The 21,203-nt window shown below is 73.8% G+C and carries 20 protein-coding genes and 1 pseudogene; 11 read left to right on the top strand and 10 right to left on the bottom strand.

The features are described 5' to 3' along the window. Positions 1–86: 86 nt before the first annotated feature. The 4 genes and pseudogenes from AB0B97_RS19475 to AB0B97_RS19460 all read right to left on the bottom strand — a co-directional run. Positions 87–332, bottom strand: a pseudogene (locus tag AB0B97_RS19475) (VWA containing CoxE family protein); the annotation flags it as partial. Beyond that, complete coding sequence (locus tag AB0B97_RS19470; RefSeq protein WP_357495195.1) at positions 329–1,720, bottom strand: hypothetical protein; 1,392 nt, start codon at positions 1,718–1,720, stop codon at positions 329–331. The gene AB0B97_RS19470 and the pseudogene AB0B97_RS19475, both read right to left, overlap by 4 nt. Continuing rightward, a complete protein-coding gene (locus AB0B97_RS19465; RefSeq protein ID WP_234582301.1) occupies positions 1,720–2,187 on the bottom strand; it encodes a hypothetical protein in 468 nt (155 codons plus the stop codon). The genes AB0B97_RS19470 and AB0B97_RS19465 overlap by 1 nt, the downstream gene beginning before the upstream one ends. A gap of 123 nt (positions 2,188–2,310) precedes the next feature. Beyond that, positions 2,311–2,433 carry a hypothetical protein gene (locus AB0B97_RS19460; protein ID WP_357495193.1) on the bottom strand — a complete coding sequence of 41 codons (123 nt, stop codon included), beginning with the start codon at positions 2,431–2,433 and terminating at the stop codon, positions 2,311–2,313. Positions 2,434–2,518: 85 nt separating this feature from the next. On the opposite strand from AB0B97_RS19460, the gene AB0B97_RS19455 reads away from it, so the two are divergent. The 5 genes from AB0B97_RS19455 to AB0B97_RS19435 all read left to right on the top strand — a co-directional run bounded on the left by AB0B97_RS19455 (position 2,519) and on the right by AB0B97_RS19435 (position 7,865). Further along, complete coding sequence (locus tag AB0B97_RS19455) at positions 2,519–3,628, top strand: lectin (protein WP_357495191.1); 1,110 nt, start codon at positions 2,519–2,521, stop codon at positions 3,626–3,628. A gap of 168 nt (positions 3,629–3,796) precedes the next feature. Next, on the top strand, positions 3,797–4,918 hold the full coding sequence (locus AB0B97_RS19450) for a hypothetical protein (protein ID WP_357495189.1): 1,122 nt from the start codon (positions 3,797–3,799) through the stop codon (positions 4,916–4,918). Positions 4,919–5,002: 84 nt separating this feature from the next. After that, entirely contained in the window at positions 5,003–6,052 is a 1,050-nt protein-coding gene (locus AB0B97_RS19445; protein ID WP_357495187.1) for a nitronate monooxygenase, read from the top strand. A gap of 67 nt (positions 6,053–6,119) precedes the next feature. Continuing rightward, positions 6,120–7,217 carry an SRPBCC domain-containing protein gene (locus AB0B97_RS19440; RefSeq protein WP_357495185.1) on the top strand — a complete coding sequence of 366 codons (1,098 nt, stop codon included), beginning with the start codon at positions 6,120–6,122 and terminating at the stop codon, positions 7,215–7,217. A 15-nt stretch (positions 7,218–7,232) separates the two neighbouring features. Further along, positions 7,233–7,865, top strand: a complete 633-nt coding sequence (locus AB0B97_RS19435) for a hypothetical protein (RefSeq protein ID WP_357495183.1) — start codon at positions 7,233–7,235, stop codon at positions 7,863–7,865. Positions 7,866–7,905: 40 nt separating this feature from the next. On the opposite strand, the gene AB0B97_RS19430 is transcribed toward AB0B97_RS19435, so the two are convergent. Continuing rightward, entirely contained in the window at positions 7,906–9,942 is a 2,037-nt protein-coding gene (locus tag AB0B97_RS19430; protein ID WP_357495181.1) for a glycosyl hydrolase family 28-related protein, read from the bottom strand. Positions 9,943–10,161: 219 nt separating this feature from the next. On the opposite strand from AB0B97_RS19430, the gene AB0B97_RS19425 reads away from it, so the two are divergent. Both AB0B97_RS19425 and AB0B97_RS19420 read left to right on the top strand, forming a co-directional pair. After that, positions 10,162–11,265 (top strand): NYN domain-containing protein, encoded by a 1,104-nt coding sequence (locus AB0B97_RS19425; RefSeq protein WP_234582260.1) that lies wholly within the window; start codon positions 10,162–10,164, stop codon positions 11,263–11,265. 113 nt (positions 11,266–11,378) lie between these two features. After that, on the top strand, positions 11,379–14,045 hold the full coding sequence (locus tag AB0B97_RS19420) for an AAA family ATPase (RefSeq protein ID WP_357495178.1): 2,667 nt from the start codon (positions 11,379–11,381) through the stop codon (positions 14,043–14,045). Positions 14,046–14,110: 65 nt separating this feature from the next. Here AB0B97_RS19420 and AB0B97_RS19415 read toward each other — a convergent pair whose 3' ends face one another. Further along, entirely contained in the window at positions 14,111–15,073 is a 963-nt protein-coding gene (locus AB0B97_RS19415) for a hypothetical protein (protein WP_357495176.1), read from the bottom strand. A 4-nt stretch (positions 15,074–15,077) separates the two neighbouring features. Between AB0B97_RS19415 and AB0B97_RS19410 the strand changes: the two genes are divergently transcribed. The 4 genes from AB0B97_RS19410 (at position 15,078) to AB0B97_RS19395 (ending at position 17,294) form a co-directional block, all read left to right on the top strand. After that, positions 15,078–16,145 carry a hypothetical protein gene (locus AB0B97_RS19410; protein ID WP_234582257.1) on the top strand — a complete coding sequence of 356 codons (1,068 nt, stop codon included), beginning with the start codon at positions 15,078–15,080 and terminating at the stop codon, positions 16,143–16,145. 158 nt (positions 16,146–16,303) lie between these two features. Then, the gene (locus tag AB0B97_RS19405; protein ID WP_030335934.1) at positions 16,304–16,525 is read left to right on the top strand and encodes a hypothetical protein; all 222 of its coding nucleotides are present in this window, start codon (positions 16,304–16,306) and stop codon (positions 16,523–16,525) included. 250 nt (positions 16,526–16,775) lie between these two features. Beyond that, entirely contained in the window at positions 16,776–17,006 is a 231-nt protein-coding gene (locus AB0B97_RS19400) for a winged helix-turn-helix domain-containing protein (RefSeq protein ID WP_357495174.1), read from the top strand. Between the two features lie 129 nt (positions 17,007–17,135). Further along, positions 17,136–17,294: a hypothetical protein gene (locus AB0B97_RS19395; RefSeq protein ID WP_234582256.1), complete on the top strand. Its 159-nt coding sequence runs from the start codon at positions 17,136–17,138 to the stop codon at positions 17,292–17,294. Between the two features lie 50 nt (positions 17,295–17,344). Here AB0B97_RS19395 and AB0B97_RS19390 read toward each other — a convergent pair whose 3' ends face one another. From AB0B97_RS19390 to AB0B97_RS19375, 4 genes are all read right to left on the bottom strand, one after another. After that, entirely contained in the window at positions 17,345–17,872 is a 528-nt protein-coding gene (locus tag AB0B97_RS19390) for a DUF1062 domain-containing protein (protein WP_357495171.1), read from the bottom strand. Positions 17,873–18,068: 196 nt separating this feature from the next. Further along, positions 18,069–19,130 carry a Gfo/Idh/MocA family oxidoreductase gene (locus tag AB0B97_RS19385; RefSeq protein ID WP_357495169.1) on the bottom strand — a complete coding sequence of 354 codons (1,062 nt, stop codon included), beginning with the start codon at positions 19,128–19,130 and terminating at the stop codon, positions 18,069–18,071. Between the two features lie 100 nt (positions 19,131–19,230). Next, a complete protein-coding gene (locus AB0B97_RS19380; RefSeq protein ID WP_234582253.1) occupies positions 19,231–19,896 on the bottom strand; it encodes a response regulator transcription factor in 666 nt (221 codons plus the stop codon). Then, complete coding sequence (locus tag AB0B97_RS19375) at positions 19,884–21,173, bottom strand: sensor histidine kinase (RefSeq protein ID WP_357495167.1); 1,290 nt, start codon at positions 21,171–21,173, stop codon at positions 19,884–19,886. The genes AB0B97_RS19380 and AB0B97_RS19375 overlap by 13 nt, the downstream gene beginning before the upstream one ends. Between the last annotated feature and the right edge of the window lie 30 nt (positions 21,174–21,203).

Raw genomic sequence — 21,203 nt, 5'->3', positions numbered from 1 at the left:
GTATCCGGACCGGCGGCGGCGTGCGCCTCGGCGGCGGCCGGGGCTTCGCTGGCGGAAGGCCGCGCTTCGCCGGCGTCCGGCGGGGCGTCGGCGGAGGTGAGCAGGCCGCGCAGCTCCGCCGCGAGCGCCGGGAAGCGCTGCACGATGGTGTCCACCGAGACCGACGGGTCCAGCAGGGCGGCAGGCAGCCCGAGGTCGTCGACAACTGCCACGCTCGCCGACTCCAGGCCGGGCTGCTCGTCGCGGTCGAAGAGGCGGGACAGCAGCCGCCAGTAGAGGACCTGACGGCGGTTGGCGTCGGCGTAACCGCCGGTGGGGATCGGCGCGGTCATCGGCGCAGCAACCGTCCCGCGCGCTCGCGCAGCACGGCCACGGCATCGCCCGCCCGGGCGTCCTCCTTGGCGACCTTCGGATCGGTGACGCCGCAGGCCCAGTCGCCGTTGTGTGCCTGCACCGTCCGCCGCTTCACGGTGGCCCGGACCGCCAGCGGCTGGAGCAGCCAGCGGCCGTCGTCCCAGCGCAGGAGGCCCAGGCAGGCCGACGCGGCGGCGACCAGGGCGGCGGTCAGCGGGCCGGCGGCGGGAAGCCGGTCGACGGCGAGCGCCACCCGTTCGCCGTCCACCTCGATGCCGAGCGTGCCGTCCTCGTCGCGGCTCGCGGGGCCCTCGACGAGCACCGGCTCGGCGATGCCCGTCGGGTGCCGGTCGAGCGGGTTGGTAGCGGTCGTGCTCGCGGCGGGCAACCGCACGCGGGCGGTGGCGAACGGGTCGGCGGGCTCGTCGAGCTGGACCCGGTCGTCGACCCAGCCCAGGTCGCCGCCGCGCAGCGGCAGGTCGGTCACGACCAGCGCCCGCCGCTCGGCCAGCGCGGTGAGCAGCAGCGGGTGTGCCGACAGCAGCCGCCAGATCGCCGGCCCGACGATCGTGTCGACCTTCGCGGCGGCGACCGCCGTGCGGACCAGCAGCGCCGGCCCGCCGTCCGCCGGCTCCAGGACGCCGTGCAGCTGGACCTGCACGGCGGTGTCGTGACTGTGCACGTCCACACCGAGCGGCAACAGCCGCCCGGAGACCGCCGTCGCCTCGCCGGTCGACGGTGCGCCCTCGGTGAGCAGGACGCCCCGGGCCCACAGGTCGGCCCAGCGGCGGGCCGGCACCTGCGCCATGGTGGCGACCGGCACGCAGGCCCGCAGCTCCGCCGCGAGACCGTCGAGCAGCACCGCGATCCGGCGCAGCTCCGGAACGGCCAGGCTGGCCTCAACGACCCCGGCGGCTGCGGAGAGCAGCTCGTGGTCGACGCCGCGCCAGCCGGTGACCGCCACCTCGTGCCACCACGCCCGCGCTCCGGCGAGCGCGGGCGGCGTCTCGGCGGGCCTGCTGGTCGGCGTCGTCCACGGCGACCGGGTGCGGCCCACCGCCTCGTCGAGCTGCCCGAGCAGGGCGTCGTGTGCCGCGCCGAGCAGCGCCGAGCGCGCCCCGGCGAGCGCGGCGAGGTGCTCCGGGGCGACCGACCCGGCGGTGACCGCGTCGATCGCTGCGGTCACCGGGTCACCCAGTGGGGTGCCGGCCAGCGCGTCGGCGAGCGCGGCGAGCGCCGCGGCGCCCCGTTCGCCGATCCGACCGAAGCCGTCGGCGAGGGCGTCGTCGAAGCCCGCGACCACGTCGAGCGCGTCGCTCAACCCGGCCGGGACCGCGTGCAGGCGCGCGACCTGGGCCCCGCGCATCAGCGGCCCGCCCCGGTGGCCGGGAACCAGTGCAGCTCGGGCAGCGCGACAGTGCTGACGGGCAGCTCCAGGTAGGCCAGGTGGCGCAGGAAGCGGCTGAACACCACCGCCGCCGAGGCCGGCTCGGGCTGGCCGTCGAGCCGGGACAGCAGCCCGCTGCCGTCGGCCACCCCGTCGCCGACGTCGACCCGCAGGTAGCGGGCCACCCGGTCGACGCCGTACTGCAGGACGGCCTCGTCGGCGAGCGCGTGCAGGTGCTTGCACGGGATGCCGCGCAGGCCGCCGCAGGGCCGGTTGTTGTTGGTGCTGCACTGGTAGGCGTGGGTGCCGGCGGCGACCGACGAGACGTAGACCCGCTCGACGTCCGATCCGCTGGAGACCACGCCCTGCAACCGCCCGTCGGCAAGCTCGACGAAGGGCACCTTGGCCAGCTTGCGGGGGCGGGCCGGCGGCACCACCGCCACCACGCTGCGCCGCCGCCAGTCGGCTCCGTCGGCGTTCGTCACGTCACGGCCTCCCACATCGAGAAGAATCCAGGATGGTGCGCACGCCGGCCGGTGCCGGTGCCGCTACGACGACACGATCATGGACTACGGGTACGACAGGTCCGGTGGCGGCGCCGGTCCCCGGAAACCGTTCGGCGCAGCCACCACGGCGTTCGGCTCGTGGCCGTGCCGGGCCGGGTCCGGCACACCTGGCTGATAGTCGATCATCGATGGATCGGTTCGGATGTGGTCGCCGTTGGGCGTACGGCGTGCCACGACGATCCCGAACGACCCACGAGGAGAGGGATCAACCATGCGAGGGAACGCACGACGGGCCGCCGCCGCGGCCTTCGGGCTCGCACTGGGTGCCGTACTGGCGCTGGCCCAGGTCGCACCCGCCCAGGCCGAGTCGAACGGCGGGGTACGCGTGCTGCCGCTCGGCGACTCGATCACCGACGGCTTCAACGTGCCCGGTGGGTACCGCGTCAACCTGTGGCAGCGGTTGGCCGGCGGCGGCTACACGGTCGACTTCGTCGGCTCGCAGTTCAACGGGCCGGCCAGCCTCGGCGACCACGACCACGAGGGCCACTCGGGCTGGCGCATCGACCAGCTCGACGCCAACATCGTGACCTGGTTGCGTGCCACCGACCCGCGGACGGTCCTGTTGCACATCGGCACCAACGACATGAACCAGAACTACGACCTGGCCAACGCGCCGGCCCGGCTCTCCGCGCTGATCGACAAGATCAGGGCGACCGCGCCCGAGGCCGAACTCTTCGTCGCCACCATCGTCCCGGAGTCCGACCCGAATCTGGAGGCCCGGGTGCGGACGTACAACGCGGCCATCCCCGGGATCGTGGCGCAGAAGGGCAGCCGGGTGCACCTGGTCGACATGCACGAGGCGTTGAGCACGGCCGATCTCGCCGACGGCGTCCACCCCAACGCCGGCGGGTACGACAAGATGGCCGCCCGCTGGTACGACGCGCTGCGCTCGGTGCCGGGCAGCCTCGTCCCACCGGGCGCTCCGCCGGTCGGCACCCCGGTCGGCCTGGTCAACCCCAACTCCGGGCGTTGCCTGGACGTCTCCGGCGCCAGCACCACCGCCGGCGCCCCGGTCATCATCTGGGACTGCCACGGCGCCGCCAACCAGCGTTGGACCCGCACCGCCGCCGGGGAGCTGCGGGTCTACGGTGACCGCTGCCTGGACGTGCCGGGCGGCGCGAGCGCCGACGGCACCAGGGTGCAGATCTGGACCTGCAACGGCGGCGCCGCCCAACGGTTCACCTTCCGATCCGACGGGGCGATCATGCTGACCAGCGTCGGCAAGTGCGTCGATGTGGCATCGGCCGGCACGGCCAACGCGACAGCCGTCCAGCTCTGGACCTGCAACGGCGGCGGCGCGCAGCGCTGGTCCACGAGGTAGCGGTCCGGCGCCGGTCCACCTCGTGCCCCGGTGGACCGGCGCCCGATCCTTTGCGCCCGGTCGGCCGCGCGGATGTCGTCGGGTCCGCGCGGATCGTCGCCGCCGCTGGTCGCGATCGGCCAGGATGGGCGGGGCGGCCGGGCCACGGCCGCGGCGAGGAGGCGGGCGATGCGGGTACGCGGCTGGGTGGACCGGGGGCGGTACGCCGGCGCGGCGGCGACACTGGCGGCTCTCGTCGCCGGCGCGGTGCCGCTGGCCGCGGTGCAGTCGCCGGGTCCGGCGGTCGCCGGCGCGGCGTCGGCCGGGGTGAGCGTGTGCCAGGTCCGCGACGACCGGCTCACCGAGATCTCCGGGATGGTCGCCACCGACGACGGGTACGTCGTGGTCAACGACGGCGCCGACGACGAGGCCCGCCTCCGGATCTTCTTCCTGGACCGGCGCTGCGCGGTGGAGCGGACGGTCAGCTACCCCTCCCGGCCCCGCGACACCGAGGACCTGGCCCTCGGCCGGGACGGCACCATCTGGGTGGCCGACACCGGTGACAACGACCGCAACCGCGAGACGATCGCGCTGTGGCGGCTCGCGCCGGGGGCGGACCAGCCGGTGCTGTACCGGATGAAATACCCGGACAATCCGCACGACGCCGAGGCGCTGCTGCTCGACGCGGCCGGCCGGCCGTTGATCATCACGAAGGGCGGCAGCGGCACCGTCGTGCTGTACTCGCCGACCACCGCGCTGAAGCCGGGGGCCACCACGCCGCTGGCCTCGGTCGGCCGGGTGGTCCTCCCGTCCAGCACCACCAGCAACCCGTTCTCGTTCCTCGGGCGGGGCGTCGTCACCGGGGCGGCGAACGCGCCGGACGGCCGCCGGGTGGTGCTGCGGACCTACGCCGACGCGTTCGAGTACGACGTGACCGGCGGTGACGTGGTCGCCGCGCTGACCGGCGGCACCCCACGGGTCATGCCGCTGCCCGACGAGCCGCAGGGCGAGTCGGTCACCTACAGCCGCGACGGCCGGTCCCTGCTCACCGTCTCCGAGTCCGCCGACCAGCCGGCCGGCAGCCGCCCGACGATCCTGCGGTATCCGGCCCCGACGGCGACGGCCGCCGCCCCGCACCCGGCGGAGTCCACCACGGCGGCGCCACCGTCGTCCCCGCCGGCCCGCCCGGCGGCACAGGCGGCCGGCATCGGGGGCGGTCGGGCCTGGCCGCTGGCCGCCGGCGCCGGGACGCTGCTGGCACTGTTCGCCGTGGCCGGGGTGCTGTGGCGGCGGCACACCGACCGACGCTGACCGACGGCGGCGTGCGCGCCACGGTGTGCGGGCGGGCGTCGCGTCGCGAGCCGCAGGGCCGGCGCGCTGCGGCAGGATGGGCGGATGTCCGTGCTGTCCGAGCTGCGCCACCCGATCGTCGCCGCGCCGATGGCCGGCGGCCCGTCCACCCCGGCCCTCGTGTCGGCCGTATCCGCCGTCGGCGGGCTGGGCTTCCTGGCCGCCGGCATGATCGACACCGCGCGGCTGGTAGCCGACATCGCCGAGGTGCGCGCGCGTACCGACCGGCCGTTCGGGGTCAACGTCTTCCTGCCCGGTGACGACACGGTCGACGAGGCCGCCGTCGGGGAGTACGCGCGGCGGCTCGCCCCGCAGGCCGACCGCTTCGGGGTGCGGTTGGGCGAGCCGGTGGGCGGCGACGACGCGTACCCGCAGAAGCTGGCCGCGCTTCTCGCGGACCCGGTCCCGGTGGTGTCCTTCGCGTTCGGGCTGCCCGACCGCGCCGTGGTGGCCGCCCTGCGGGAGCGCGGCACCGAGGTGTGGGCCACTGTCACCGGCCCGGCCGCCGCCACGGCCGCCGCCGAGCTGGGCGTGGACGCCGTCGTGGTGCAGGGCACCGAGGCCGGTGGGCACCGGGGCGGGATGCCGGACGACGACGACTACGCGCTCTTGCCGCTGCTCCGGCTGGCCGCGGCGCGGTGTGACCGGCCGTTGGTGGCCGCCGGTGGCATCGCCGACGGCCCCGCCCTGGCGGCGGCGCTGGCCGCCGGGGCGCAGGCCGCCCAACTCGGCACCATGTTCCTGCGCTGCCCGGAGGCGGGCAGCTCACCCCTGCACCGCGCGGCGGTGGCCAGCGCCGCGCCGACCGCGTTGACCCGGGCCTACACCGGCAAGCGGGCCCGCGGCGTGGTCAACGACTTCCTGCGTACGCACGACGCCGTCGCGCCGGCCGGCTACCCGCAGGTGCTGCACCTGACCCGTCCGCTGCTCGCCGCCGCCCGGCGCGACGGCGACGCCTCGGTGGTGAACCTGTGGGCCGGGCAGGCGCACCCGCTCGCCCGGGACGTACCGGCGGCCGAGCTGGTCGTCGAGGTCAGCGCCGCTGCCCGGGCCGCGCTGACAGTGGCGGCGCAACGGGCGACCCGCTGGGGCTGACCAGGCGACCTGTCGTCGGTCCGGGCGGGCGGAACGGCCCGGACGCGCAACCCGTTAGAGTCTCGCCGTGATCGAGATCGGCGCGGACGTCGACCTGTCCCACCCACCCGACCGGGTCTGGCTCGCTCTGACGGATCGGGAGCTGCTCGGCCGCTGGTTCGCCGAGGCGGACATGGTGGAGGGGGTGCCGGACCGGCTGCTGCTGCACACGGCCGGCCTGCCCGGCTTCGACACCGACGTCGAGGTCGAGGTGACCGAGCGGCGGGTGCCGGAGCTGCTGGTGTTGCGCTGCGACGAGGCCGGTCGGCTCACGGAGCTGACCTGCGCCGTCACCGCCACCAAGCAGGGCAGCCGGTTGACCGTGCGGGAGGTCCCGACCCACGGTTCGTGGTCGGACGAGCAGCACGGGCCACGCGAACAGCAGCTCCGGCAGGCGTTGACCGTGCGCCTGCCGGCCATCCTCGACTGGCTCGCGTTCCAGCAGGTCGATCTGCGGCGTGGCGTCGCGGGGATGACCACCGAGCTGCCGGTGCTCGGCGCGTCCGGCCCGGCGCCGTCCCGGCGTCGCCGTCGTGCGGCGGTCGCCGGACTGGCCGCGGTCGTGCTGGCGGCAGGGCTGGCGGCGTGGCTGACGCTGCCGGGGGAGCCGGAGCACTCCGCCGCGCCGACTCCCACCTCGACGCCCACGCCGACGACGCCGCCGAGCATGGCGGCGGCGGCGCCGACCGCGCAGCCGACTGTGACACCGTCGGCGCGACCGTCGCGCAGCGTCACGCCGACCACCGCCCGTCCGAGCCGCACCCCGTCGGCGACGCCGTCGCGTACGCCGACTGCGGCGGTGCCACCGCCCCCACCGCCGCTGGCGGCCCGCTACGACACCGACTCGAGCCGGCTGTTCGGCTACACGGGGGAGGTGGTGGTCGACAACCCGGGCCCCGCGCCCGCGGAGCAGTGGGTGGTGGTGGTAACCCTCGCCGAGGGCAGCAGCGTCGACGACGTCGAGGGAGCGGACTGGCGTCAGGACGGGCAGGCCATCACCTTCAGCGGCCTGGCCGTGCCCGCCGGCGGTTCGCGGACGATCCGGTTCGACGTCCGCGACAGTCGGCCGAAGGCCAGGGAGCCGGAGGGCTGCACGGTGGGCGGCAACCCGTGCGCGGGGCTCTGACTAGGCTCCTGAAGCATGGCACTGCTGCACCGGGCGACACTGCGCCCCACCAAGCTCGAACTGCTGACGACCTGGCTGCCCGACCGACAGTGGTGGCAGGGGCCGGCCGGCGTCGACGTCGTGAGTCGGGGGGCGTACCGCTTCGACGACCCGGCCGGCGAGGTCGGCATCGAGACCATACTGGTCGCCGCCGGTGACTCCCCGGTCCACCAGGTCCCGCTCACCTACCGCGCCGAGCCCCTGCGCGACGCCGACGAGTGGCTGGTCGGCACGACCGACCACTCGGCGCTCGGCCGCCGGTGGGTGTACGACGGCTGCGCCGACCCGGTCTACGCGGCGGCGCTGACCCACGCCATCCTGGCCGGCGCCGGGCAGGCGGAGCAGTACTTCGAGGTCGACGGCCGGCGCGAGGTGCGACCGCCGACGATGGCGATCGACGTCAGCGGCGACGGTGGGGCGGTGCCGGCGATCGGCGCCGTCCGGCAGGTCGTCGACGACGTCGACACGGTCATCGTCACCGACGCGGTGGAGCTGGTCGTGGTCCGCCGGCCGGCCGCCGGGGCGGTCGGGGCGCAGGGCGCCGTCCTGAGTGGCGCCTGGGACGGGCAGCCGACGACCGTGCCGCTGGCGTACGCCCGGAGGCGGTGACTGCGGTGGGCGGCCCGACCGATCGGGCCGCCCACCGCGTTCACCACTGGGCCGGAGGCGGCGGTGGTGCCACCGGCGGCCGGTCGTCGCAGGTGATGGTGTTGGGCAGCAGCCACGGGGCGAGCCAGCCGCCGTCGTTGCCGCCCAGGTCGGTGAGGGTGAATTCCGACCCGGCGGGGGTGAAGTGGAACGACCCGCAGTTGTTCACGCCCACCGCTCCCACGTTGCGGGCGTCCACGTTGGCGAACGAGGCCGATCCGGCCGAGCGGGCGCTGAGCACCGACGTGCCGGTGCCGTCGACCCGGACGTCGCGGAAGCGCACGTTCGTGATCGAGTAGAGGTCCTTCACCGGCCAGTCGCTGACCAGCATGATCGCGTTGTAGGTGCTGTCCAGGTACGCGTCGCCGGTCACCTCGACGTTCGCGTCGATGCTGCGGTCCAGCGCGAACATCCAGATGGCGCCGAGCCCGATGTTCCAGTTCAGCTCGTACGTCCCGGCGCGGGCTGTGGTGTTGGCGGTGAACCGCAGGTAGCCGGCGAACGGCTCCGCGCCGAAGCGCGCCCCGGCGTGCAGCCCGCTGCCCTCGCGGACCGGGTCGGCGACGAGGTTGTTGGAGACGGTGGCGTCGGTGCCGCCGTAGATGGCAATGCCGTTGGCGAGCGTCGGTGACTGCACGGTGTTGTGGTCGAACGTGTTGCGGGCGTTTGCCGTCTTCTCCGACCACATCGCCAGGCCGTCGTCACCCGTGTTGCGCACGAAGGTGTGCGCGACGAGGGAGTCGGTCACGCCGGTGTGGAAGTTGAGCGCGTCGGCGATCTGGTCGACGACGATGGTGTTGGTGACGCGGACGTTGCGCATCGGCCCGTCGAACCACAGACCCGCCTTGGTGTGCCGCAGGTGCAGCCCGTCGATCGTGGAGTCACTCATCGCACCGCCGATCGCGTTGACCTGGTCGGTGTCGATGCGCTCGCGTACGTCGCCCTCGATGCCGAAGCCGGAGAGATGCACGTTCCGGCTGCCACCGTCGGCGGCGTCGCGGCCGTAGAAGCCGACGCCGGTGTGCACCGAGCCGTCCGGCGCGGGCGTGGACAGGGCCACCTCGCGGCCCTTGAAGACCGTGTACCAGTTGCCCGCACCCTCGATGGTCACGTCGTCGACGATGATGTGCCGGTTGACCTGGTACGTCCCCGGCGGGACGTAGACCTTCAGGTGGGTACGCCGGGCGAAGGCGACGGCCTTGTCCAGGGCGTCGGCGGAGTCCCGGCGACCGGTGGGGTCGGCGCCGAACGCCAGCACGTTCGCGGCGAGCAGCCGTACGCGCGGCGGTGCGACCAGTTCGGAGTCGAGCAGGTCGATGACCGTCCACGCGGCGGCGCTGCCGGCCGGCGCGGTGAGCCGGACCGTGTCGCCGGCCCGGTAGGTGCGCCCGAGCAGCAGCCGCTGTTCGTCGTAGAAGTGGGTGGGCCGGAACGGCGTGCTGATGCTCGGGTACGGCGTGGTGGCCGACGGCACGCACTGGCACTCGGTGATCCACCAGTCCGGGTGCAGCAGCCCGGCCTGCGGGTCGTTGGTGAACGGGTACTGGTTGTAGAGCCACGAGTACTGCGAGGTCAGCGTCATGGTGTGGACGTTCCTGCCGTTGACGGCCACCCGCAGCGGCGCGGTGATCCCGCCGCCGGCGGGCGCGTCCGGGATGCTGTACCGAACGGTGATCCCGTTCGCCGCGCTGGGCAGGACGAACTCGACGTACTCGCCGGGGGTGAGCCGGACGGCGCGGCGGCCGGACGCCTCGGCGGGCAGCGTGTAGGCGGACCGGTCGGGGCCGATGACCTCGCCGTTGGTCCGGGCGTTCTCGGCCTCCTGTTCGACGAAGTCGACGTCGGCCCCGCGTCCGGCGACCAGCGCCGGGTCGAGCGCCGCCCGGGTGACGACCGGCTGTGCGCCGGACGAGCCGGGTGGGCCGGCGGCGGCCACTGTGGGCCCGGCGACCAGCACGGCGAGGCCGGTCGCGAACGCGACGGCGGTGGCGACCGGGCGGCCCGGGCGTCCCCGTGCCGGCAGGATGCTGCGAAACATCGGTGACCCTCCTGGTGGGTGGTGGTGGAGGTCCGCCCGGCGTACCCCCGGACGCCCGACATTGATCGTCATGATGCAGCACCGCACATCGCACTGCAAGACAACAATCGAAGATTGAAAAGAGTCGACTATAAGGCCGCAAGAAATGGACGGTTGGCGAGTTGAGGTGTCGCGCGTCGCGTGCGCCCTGACCACCCCGGCCGGCGTAGGCTGAGCCGCGTGGATCAAGAAGACCGGATCGCACTGTTCCTCGACTACGAGAACCTGGCGTTGGGGGCCCGCGACCACCGTGGCGGCGCGGACTTCGACTTCCGGCCGATCGCCGACGCGCTGGCCGAGCGGGGGCGGGTCGTGGTGCGCCGGGCGTACGCCGACTGGTCGTACTTCGACGAGGACCGCCGGATGCTCACCCGGTCCCACGTCGAGCTCATCGAGATCCCGCAGCGCATGGGCGCGTCCCGCAAGAACGCCGCCGACATCAAGATGGCCGTCGACGCGATCGAGCTGGCGTTCGAGCGCGACTACATCTCCACCTTCGTCATCTGCAGCGGCGACAGCGACTTCACACCCCTGGTCCACAAGCTCCGCGAACTGAACAAGCGGGTCATCGGCGTCGGGGTCGAGGGGTCCACGTCGGCGCTGCTGCCCCCGGCATGCGACGAGTTCCTCTACTACGACCGGCTGGAGGGTGTGGACATCCCGCCCACCCGCAGCCGGCGCGGTCGCCCGACCCGGCAACCCGGCCCCGACCAGCGTCCGCCCGAGCCGGAACAGCAGCGCGAACAGGAACACGAGCAGGAGGCCGAGGGGCGGCCAGCGGGTGAGGAGCCCGGCCGGGACGTGGACGCCCTCGCCGTACAGGTGGCCCAGACGGTGGCCGGGTTGCAGGGCAGCGCGAGTGGCGAGGTGACCGCCTCCCGGCTCAAGCGCACCCTGCTGCGCAAGGACCCGACGTTCAGCGAGTCCGACTACGGCTTCCGTACCTTCGGTGAGCTGCTGCGCCACCTCGCCGAGCACAACGTGATCGACCTGGCCGAGGGGCCCGCGAAGGGCGACCCCGAGGTGTCCCTGCCCGAGCACGGCGACCGGGAGGTCGCCTTCGGGCTGCTCCGGGGCGTGGTGGGCGAGCTCGGCAGCGCCGGGAATCCGGTCGCGCTCTCCGGTCTGAAGAACCAGCTGCGCCGGGCCCGCCCCGACTTCAGCGAGAAGAAGCTCGGCTACCGCAGCTTCCTGCAGTTCTGCAAGGCCGCCGCCACCAGCGGCGCGGTCGACCTGCGGTGGAGCCCGGAGGCCGACGACTACCTGCTCACCGCCCAGGGGTAAGCGACCGCCTCCGGTAAGGCCCCCGCCGGCCATCGACAGCTGTCGAGCGGAAGTGCCGGGACTGCCCATAGGGTGGACGGCAGGGCTGCCCCGAGGGCGAGGTGACGGTCGGCATGTCGGGACGTGGCGAATGGACACTCGTCGGCCGCGACGACGAGCTGAAGACCATCGAGGACGTCGTGTCGGCGCGGGCGCCCGGCCTGGTGCTGGTCGGCGACGCCGGGGTGGGCAAGACGCGGCTGTTGCGCGAGGCGCTGGCGCGGGCCGCCGAGAACGGCGTGGAGTGTCACTGGGTCTCCGCGACCGGCGCGGCCCGCTCCATCCCGTTCGGGGCGGTCTCGCACCTCATTCCCGCGCCCAAGCGTCCGCGCGTCGACCCGATGGGCCTGGTCGTCACGGTGGAGCGCGACTTCGCCCGCCGCAGCGCCGGCCGCCCCGTCATGATCGGCATCGACGACGCGCACCTGCTCGACGAGCCGTCCGCCGGGCTGCTGCACCAACTTGCCGTACACGGCTTGGCGGTGGCGGTGGCGACGGTCCGCGCGGGTGAACCACTCTCCGACGCTCTCACCTCACTGTGGACCGGCTCGGGCCGGCGGCTGGAGGTACGCCCCCTGCCCGCCACCGCCGTGGACCACCTGCTCGACGAGGCGGCGCCGGGCCCGCTCGACGCGCTCAGCCGCCGCCGGCTGCGCCAGCTCGCCGACGGCAACCCGCTGCTGCTGCGGGAGCTGCTCGCCGATGCGCTGGACACCGGCGGGCTGCGGGAGTCGCGAGGCGTCTGGCGGTGGCGCGGCACCGCGTCGGGCAGCCCTCGGCTGGCCGAGCTGGTCAGCGCCCGGCAGCGCGCCCTGGAACCGGCCGCCCGTCAGGTGCTGGAGGTGGTCGCCTGTGGTGAACCGCTCTCGCTCGCCCTGCTGGAACGGTTCGTCGATCCGGCTGCCATCGAGGCGGCCGAGCGCAGCGGCATGGTGGTCGCGGAGCGCTCCGGCGCGCGGACCGCGCTGCGGATGGCCCATCCGCTCTACGGCGAGGCGCTGCGCGCGAGCATGCCCGCCAGCCGGTCGCGCACCGTCTTCGGGCAGCTCGCCGACGTGCTGGCGAGCATGCCGCTGCGCCGCCGCGACGACGCGCTGGTCGCCGGCGTGTGGCAACTGCGCTCGGGCAGCGTCCGGCATCCGGGCATCGCGCTGGCCGCCGCGCGGCAGGCCATCGACCGGTTCGACATCGACCTGGCCGAGCGGCTGGCCCGCACGGCGTACGACGCCGGGCAGGGCTGGGAGGCGCAGTGGCTGCTGGCCCGGGTGCTGCAGTACCAGGCGCGCAGCCAGGAGGCGTTCGACATGCTGCCACCGGCGCCGCCGCCGGGCAGCAAACACCTCGCAATCTGGGCGATCACCCGAGCCGGGCTGCTCTACTGGGGTCTGGACCGGATCGACGAGGCGCACGAGACGCTGCGGATGGTGCCGGCGGGCTCGCCCGGGTACGACCTGGCCGCGGCCACCCGGTCGTGGGTGCTGTTCTACGACGGCCGCTGCGAGGCGGCGCTGGCGGTGGGCCAGGCCGTGCTGGCCCGGGCCGACACCGGCGTGCGGGCGGCCAGTTGGGCGACGATGGGCGCCGCCTCGGCGGCCGGGATGCTCGGCCGGCTCGGACTCGCGGCGGAGCTGGCCCACAAGGGCCGGGCGGTGCTCGCCGCCGAGCCCGAGCACCTGCCCTGGAACGAGGCACAGGTCGGGCTGGGGCTCTGCTACGCCCGGTACGCCGCCGGCGAGCTGGCCGGTGCCGTCGAGCTGGCCGACGAGGGCTACCGCGCGGCGGTGGCCAGCGACGCGCGGGGGATGGTCGCCGTGTGGGCCGGGTTCCGGGGGATCATCGCCAAGTCGCAGGGGCAGCTCGACGGCGCGGAAGCCGACCTGCGCGAGGCCGTCGCCCTGGTCGAGGAGAACGACCAGTACCACCTGGTGCGGACGTACTGGGCCGAGCTGGCCGGCGTCCGGGCCCTGGCCGGCGACCTGCCCGGCGCCCGCCGCTGGCTGGCCGCGGCGGACGCGCGGGAGCGGACCGCGAACCGGATCTTCCACCCGTGGGTGGAACTGAACCGCGCCTGGGTGCAGGTGGCCGAGGGGGATCTCACCGCCGCCATCCGCACCGCCCGGAATGCCGCCGACCTGGCCCGGGGCAGCGAACAGCCCACGATCGAGGCGGTGGCGCTCTACGAGTGCGCGCGGCTGGGCGCACCGGAGCCGGTGCGGGACCGGCTGACCGCCCTCGCGGACCAGCTCGGCGGGCTCGCGTCGACCCTCGCCACCGCTGCCGACGGTCTGCTCCGCGACGACGGACCGACCCTGGAGGCGGCCGTGGACGACCTCGTCGCCCGCGGCCACACCCTGCTCGCCGCCGAGGCGCTGGGCGCCGCCGCCCGGGCGTACGCCCGCAGTGGTCGACCCCGGCTGGCGGTGGCGCAGCGAGCGGCGACGCTGGCCCGTGCCTGCCACGGCGTCCGCACACCACTGCTCGCCGCGACCGCTCCGGGCGCGGAGCAGGCGACGCTGACCCGCCGCGAACGGGACGTCGCGTTGCTCGCGGTCGACCTGTCCAGCCGCAGCATCGCCGACCGACTCGGGTTGTCGGTCAACACCGTCAACAACAACCTGGCCCGCGTCTTCACCAAACTGGGCGTGCGCAACCGCCGGGAGCTGGCAGTCGTGCTCGGCCACGAGCGGCCGGACGTACGGGCGGCGGGTCACCGCGAGCGATCCAGCCTCGACAGTAGGTAAGGGCGACTGATCTACCGGGTTACCGCACACCTTTCTACCGTGCGGTAACACACCTACCGGTGCACTCAGTCCCTGGAGGACGGCATGAGCCAACTGGATCCAAGCGGACCACCAGGACAGCGACCCACCAGGTCGTTCCACGTCCACAATGTTCTGTTCGCCGCCACGGTGGCGGTGGCGGTCGCCATGGTCACCGCGGTCGTCGCTCCGGCAGCCGGCGGCGCCTCGCCCACCCCGGTGAGCGCCACACCCGCCGCGGTCTCGTACGACGCGCCCCCCTGCACCCGCCAGCTGGAGGGCACGACCTGGCTGCTCGATCCGTGCGTCAAGCCGGGCGGGAAACTTCCGGTGGAGGTCGAGGCGCGGCTCGCGCAGATCCGTACCCAGAACGCGGCTGCCGCCGCCGACTGCCCGGACCCGAGTGGTTCGCCGTCGGCCTCGACGTCGGCGACACCGACCCGGCAGACCCGGCCGCCGGTGACGGCCCAGCCTGTCGCGCAGCGGGCTCCCGCCGCGACCGCCACCGCCCCCACCTCGACGGCGTCGCCCACCGGTTCACCCTCCTCAACGGCGTCGCCCACCGGCTCGCCCTGCCCCTCGGGCAGCGCGTCCCCCTCCGGGAGCGCGTCCCCGTCGGGCAGCTCATCCCCGTCGGGCAGCGCGTCGCCCTCGGGTAGCGCGTCGCCCTCGGGCAGCTCATCCCCGTCGGGTAGCGCGTCGCCCTCGGGGAGCGCGTCTCCGTCCGGTAGCGCATCGCCCTCGGGTAGCGCGTCTCCGTCGGGTAGTTCCTCCCCGTCGGGTAGCGCGTCTCCCTCGGGCAGTTCGTCGCCCTCGGGTAGCGCGTCTCCGTCGGGTAGCGCATCGCCCTCGGGTAGCTCGTCGCCGTCGGGCAGCGCCTCACCCAGCGGCTCGACGTCACCCAGCAACCCGCCCGACCCGACCGACGGGCCGCCCTGGCCCACCGGCGGGCCGACCTCGCCGCCGCCCCCGCCGCCGACCGGCTGCCCGCAGGTCAACGGCAACCCCACACTGGTGGACGCGAACAAGGACCGTATCCGCTGCCGGGAGGTGCAGACCGTCGAGGACGACACCGTCCTGACCCTCACCGGGGACTCGATCAGCTCGTCGCACCACCAGTTCGGCTTCGGCGTGGGGCCCGGCTGTCCGATGACCTCGTTCGACGACCGGGGGATGCCCGGCAACAACGGCGTCTACAGCTACGGCCGGCGCTACTTCGACATGGACGGCAGCATCGTCGACTACGACAACTACGCGCGCACCGGGTACGGCACCGGCGACATCATCGCCGGTCGCGCCGGCCCCGACGCCTGCGGCAACGGATGGGGGCGCGTGGCCAGCCCGCTCGGCCTCGCCACCGCGCGCATCGCCAAGGCCAAGGCGGACGGGCACAACGCGTACCACGCCACCACCGGTGGGGTGAACAACACCAACTGGACCACCGTCCTGACCCGGCTGGGCATGTGCCGGGGCCTGGAGTTCGCGGCAGAGGCCCTGGACCCGTACGGCGTGTTCCGCTTCGAGTGGGCGGCCGTCGGCGGCAAGCAGGGCATCGTCACCAACGGCGGTGGTTGCAACTTCTGGCTCGACCTGCCGGTCGGCGAGGACTACTACATCAACATCGGGGTGCCGCGTTACAACGGCCCCGCGCAGTACGCCGGCATCACCGCAGACGCCACCACCATCGTCAACTCCCTGCTGGGCGCCGGCGCGGACAAGGTGGTGTGGATGCTGTACTACGACATCACCCCGGCGAACATCGACGTCGGCCAGTACGGCTGGGCCAAGCTCAAGTCGCTGCTGCCCACCGGATTGCAGTCCTACCTGCCCTCGGCGCCGGTGTCGACGCTGCAACCGCTCATCGATCCGCTCTGGGTGGGCACCGTGCGGGGTGTGATCAGCGACCTCAACTGGGCCATCCAGCTCGGGGTCCCGTTCGACCCGGCCGTGCGAGTGGCGTTCGCGCCGCCGTTCACTCCGGGTGACATCCAGATCACCGCAGAGGGTGGGTCGCCGCATCCCAGTCCCTCTGGGCAGGACAAGTTGGCCAGCACCCTGGCTGGCGTGCTCAGCGGTATGTGACGGGGGCCTGATTCATCGCTCAGGACGGGGAGGAATCGCCGATGCGGTTCCTCCCCGTCGCCCGCACAGGTGGAACTGTGTCTGAGTTGCGGCTATTAATGCGGTATATGCTCACCTGCGCCGTACCCCCAGCACGAAAATTGCTATACGGTCGGCGAATGAAGGTGGAGGAACACTGGTGGAACGGTGACACGACCCCGCGCGGGCGCCGGGACGTGTATATCCGTACTGACGGGCAGGGTTGGGAGGTCCGCGCCCAGATCGGTGGGGCGTCGGGTCGTGAGCGGGTGCAGCAGTGCCCCAGCCGGGCCTCGGCGGCCATCCTCGCCGACGCCTGGCGCGGTACGCACCCATCCTGGCGCGAGCTGAAGCAGCGCTGATCCGGCACCGGGCCGGGCCGGCAACGCTCCTGGGCTCCCGCCCGGTGCGCTCCCCGGCCCGCCCGGTGTTCGACTCACCCCCCGACCGTCAGCGCGTCCCCCGGTAGCTGTCGGCGATGGCGGTCCGGCTCGTGGGTCACTGCTTCTGGAACATGACCGAGGCGACGTCTGCTACGAATGCCGACGCCCAATCGAGCTGGGGACAGTTGTCGCGGATCCGATGGAAGGTGCCGAACGAAGGAACCTTCACATGCCCATACCAACCAGCGGATACCGCGAAATGGCCGAGGACCTCGCCGCACGCATCAGAAGCGGGGAGTACGCACCGGGTGAGCGGTTGCCCACCTACAACGAACTCTCCGCTATCTACGACGTCAGCGTGACCACGGTCCAGAGGGCGGTCATCGTTCTGCAGACCCGTGGTCTCGTGGTGGGTCTTCAGGGCCGCGGCCTGTGGGTCGCAGAAGAGTTGCCAGCCTGACCAGCGCCGCCCCGCGCGTGCACCACCGCCGGAGTGGAGCGGCCGGTGGCCGGGTCCGCCGAGCGCTTTCCGTGTTCCCCGCGGCAGGCCGGGTACACGGGGGCGGTCCGCGCCCGATGGAGGTCGCCCATGTCGCAGGGTCCCGACGAGGAGAACCCCAGGCTCGACGAGGAGATCCGGGAGGCCGAGCGCCGGCTCGCCGACCTCGCCGCCTCGTCGGACGACGCGCTGACCGACGACGACGCCCGCGTGCCGGACGACGCCCCCTCCGAGCAGGAACCGGAGTAGGGCCTGTCCGGCACTCGAAAACCGGACAGGCCCCGTGCTCCGGGACGGGCTCAGCGCTTGAACGTGAAGGTGAAGTCGCCGGAGAGCTTGCCGCTCAGGCGGACCGCCGAAACGATCTTCCCTTCCTCGCTCAGCCTGTCGACCTCGGCTCGGGAGAGACCGAAGCCCTCGGCGATCAGTCGCGCGGGCCGGACCGGGATTCGTGCGCCGAAGCGGACCGAGACGTCGACCATCTCGCGGTCCAGGTGCGCCGATCCGTTGGTGTCGAGACGCCAGCGGCCGTCCCAGTCCAGGACGAACCGGTTGCGACGCTGCACGCCCGGCTCCTGAAGCAGTTCGGCGATCAGGCGACTGTCGTTGTCGTGCAACCGGTCGAGCAGCTCAGGTCGGATGGTGCGGACCGTCGTCCGTTCCAGGACCGTGAGCTTCACCGTGTCCCCGCACCCGACGCAGAGCGCGAGGAGCCAGATGTCGATGAGCTTGTTGTTGGCGTTGACGCGGAATTTGCCGCTCGGCCGGAGGTGCGGGGACGCGCACACGTGGCAGCGGCGGCGAATGATGGGCAGGCAGGTGGGCACGACGGCCCATTGTGAGAGCACAGAGGTACACCGGTTTCAGTGAGAAGTCCGCAGCAAAAAGGAGCGCGGCGCACAGGCGCGACGCGCGTATCAGCGCTCGGGAGGTCTCACAGGGTGTACAACGGGACGTCCTCGCCTCGACGACAGGTTGAGGCAGGACGCTAACGGCGCGAGCGCCGCCACTCCACCGGTTTTCTCAGGCCGTCGGGACCGGCAGCACCACGCCTTCGGCGGCCGACCGGTGCGCCAGCTCGATCAGCTCGACAGTGGCGACCGAGTCGCGCGGGTCCACCGGCATCGGCGTGCCGTCGCGCAGCGCCGCCGCCACCTGGGCGTAGAAGCTCTGGTACGCCCCGGGCAGGGTAGGCGTCGGACGCAGGTCACCGTCGACGCCGAGCAGGCCGTACCGCTCCGGCGGGACCTCGCCCCAGCCGGGCTGGTCGGGTCGGCCGCCGTCGTGCAGCGCCGCTTCCTGCACGTCCAGCCCGTAGGTCGTGTAGCCGGCCCGGTCGCCCAGCACCCGCAGGCGCGGGCCGAGCTGGGCGGTGATCGCCCCCATCCACAGGTGCGAGTGCACGCCGTTGGCGTGGGTCAGCGCCACGAACGCGTCGTCGTCGACCTCGGCGCCCGCGCGGCGGCGGTCGACCTCGGCGTAGACCCGATCGACCGCGCCGAAGAGCTGCACGGCCTGGTCGATGAGGTGCGCGCCCAGATCGAACAGGGCGCCGCCGGCCTCCTCGGTGCCGGCGAGCTCCCGCCAGCCCGGCTTGATCGCCGGGCGGAACCGCTCGAACCGGGACTCGAAGCGCAGCACCCGCCCCAGCTCGCCCCGCTCGACGAGCCCGCGGGCGGTCAGGAAGTCGCCGTCCCAGCGCCGATTCTGGAACACCGTCAGCGGAACGCCGAGACGGTCGGCCTCCTCGACCAGCGCCCGGGCGTCGGCGGCGGTGGGAGCCAGGGGCTTGTCGACGACGACCGGCAGGCCGGCCGCGAGGGCCGCCCGCGCCATCGGCACGTGCTGCCGGTTCGGCGTCGCGACCACGACCAGGTCCAGATCCTCGGGTGTACGCCACAGCTCGTCGGCGTCGTCGACCAGGCGGGCGTCCGGGAAGTGCTGGTGCGCCTGCTCGCGCCGTTGCGGATCGCGCGTCACGATGGCGTCCAGCCGCAGCCCGGGTGTCGCGGCGATCAGCGGCGCGTGGAACACCCGACCCGCCAACCCGTACCCGAGCAGACCGACCCGCAGCGCCTCCGCCATGCCGTACTCCCATCTCCTGGCCCGCGCCCTGGACCGGCGGCGGTGCCGGTGCTCGAATCTACGCCGCGCGCGGTCGGGCCTGGTCCGGGCCCGGCGTCCCTCAGCCCACCGGGTCGGCGCGCAGATAGGTGAGCACGGCGAGCACCCGGCGGTTGGTGTCGTCGCTGGGTGGCAGGTCGAGCTTGAGCAGGATGTTGCCGACGTGCTTTCCGACGGCCGCCTCGGTGACGTGCAGCCGGCCGGCGATCGAGGCGTTGGAGCGGCCCTCGGCCAGCAGCGCCAGCACCTCCCGCTCCCGGCCGGAGAGCGCGGCGAGCGGGTCGCGGGGGCGGTGCAGCAGTTGCCGCACCACGTCCGGGTCGATGGCGGTGCCGCCGCCGGTGACCCGGCGCAGCGTGTCGACGAACTCGGTCACCTCGGCCACCCGGTCCTTGAGCAGGTAGCCGACCCGCTGGCCGTCGCCGCTGTCCAGCAGCGCCGCCGCGTACCCCGTCTGCACGAACTGGCTCAGGACCACCACCGGCAGGCCGGGACGCTCGGCGCGCAGCGCGACGGCCGCCCGCAGCCCGTCGTCCCGCCGACCGGGTGGCATCCGGATGTCGGTGAGCACCAGATCGGGTTGGTGGGTGCGGGCCGCCTCCAGCAGGTCCGGCGCGGACCCGACGGCGGCGCACACCGTGAAGTCGAAGCGGGTCAGCAGCGCGACCAGGCCCTCGCGCAGCAGCACCTCGTCCTCGGCGAGCACCACCCGGGTCAGCGGCGACATGGCAGCTCCACCCGGACCAGCGTAGGCCCGCCGGGCGGGCTGGCCAGCAGCAGCCGCCCGTCGGCGGCGGCGACCCGGTCGGCGAGACCGGTCAGGCCGGTGCCCCGGGCCGGGTCGGCGCCGCCGCGCCCGTCGTCGGACACCTCGACCACCAGGTCACCGCCGGCCCGGGACAGGCGCACCTCGGCGCGGGTCGCCCCGGCGTGCCGGGCCACGTTGCTCAACGCCTCCGACACCACGAAGTACGCGGTGGTCTCGACGATCTCCGGCAGCGCCCCGTCGACGTCGGCGTGCACGGTGACCGCGACGGGCGCCGCGTCGGCCAGCTCGCGTACGGCCCCGGCGAGACCGAGGTCGGTGAGGCTCTGCGGCCGGATGCCGTGCACCAACTGCCGCAACATCACCATCAGCCCGCGCGCCTGGTCGTGCGCCACGGCGAGCGGCCGGGCGGCGGGGGAGTCCTCGGGTACGTCCAGCCGGGCCAGGCCCAGTTGCAGGGTGAGGCTGGTCAGCCGGGGCTGCGCGCCGTCGTGCAGGTCCCGCTCGATGCGGCGCCGTTCCGCCTCGTACGCGCCGACCAGCCGGGTGCGGGAGCGGGCGACCTCACGCAGCGCCGCCGCGTCGACCGGCGAGCCCAGCGCCCACCGCGCCACGGCGGCCTGACCGGCGGCGAGCAGCCCGACCCCGTAACAGAGCACCGGGAGGAGCAGCACTCCCACGACCGCGTACGGGATGGCTTGGCCGGTGCTCTCGATCGGCCGCCAGATCACGACCGGGTCGGAGTCCCCGGCCAGCCAGGGGCTGGTGACCATCCCGATGTCGAGCAGCACCAGCACCAGGAACACCCAGTACGCGACAGGCACGAAACCGCCCAGCCAGAAGAGGTACGCGACCTCCCGCCAGCCGGCCGCCGTGCGGTAGCGGGCGGCGAGGCCCGGCCACGGTGACGCGGGCAGCGGTCGGCCGTCCACGAGGCTGAGCCGCCACCGTTCGACGGCGGCCACCGGGAAGCTCACGATCGGCGCGAGGGCCACCAGGGTGAGGCTGCCGACGGCCAGGAACAGCATCAGCGGTATCTCCGGCGGCCTGTCGTGCAGTCGCAGCGCGTTGGCGGCGGCCAGAAGGGGTGCGCCGATGACGAGCAGTCCGACGCTGAGCACGCCGGCGATCGGCACGGTGCTCACCAGGTAGGCCAGCGCGCGCCAGGGCCAGGCGGAGATCAACCAGTCGCGTCGGCGCAGCGTCGCGGCCAGGTGGCGGGGGTGTTCCGAGGTCATGCCGCAGACGCTAATCGCCGGTCAGCGGGC

The sequence above is a fragment of the Micromonospora sp. NPDC049004 genome, from assembly GCF_040649315.1.
Lineage (GTDB): Bacteria > Actinomycetota > Actinomycetes > Mycobacteriales > Micromonosporaceae > Micromonospora.
The sequence above is the reverse complement of the archived record's forward strand: the minus strand, read 5'-3'. Positions and strand labels throughout refer to the sequence as shown.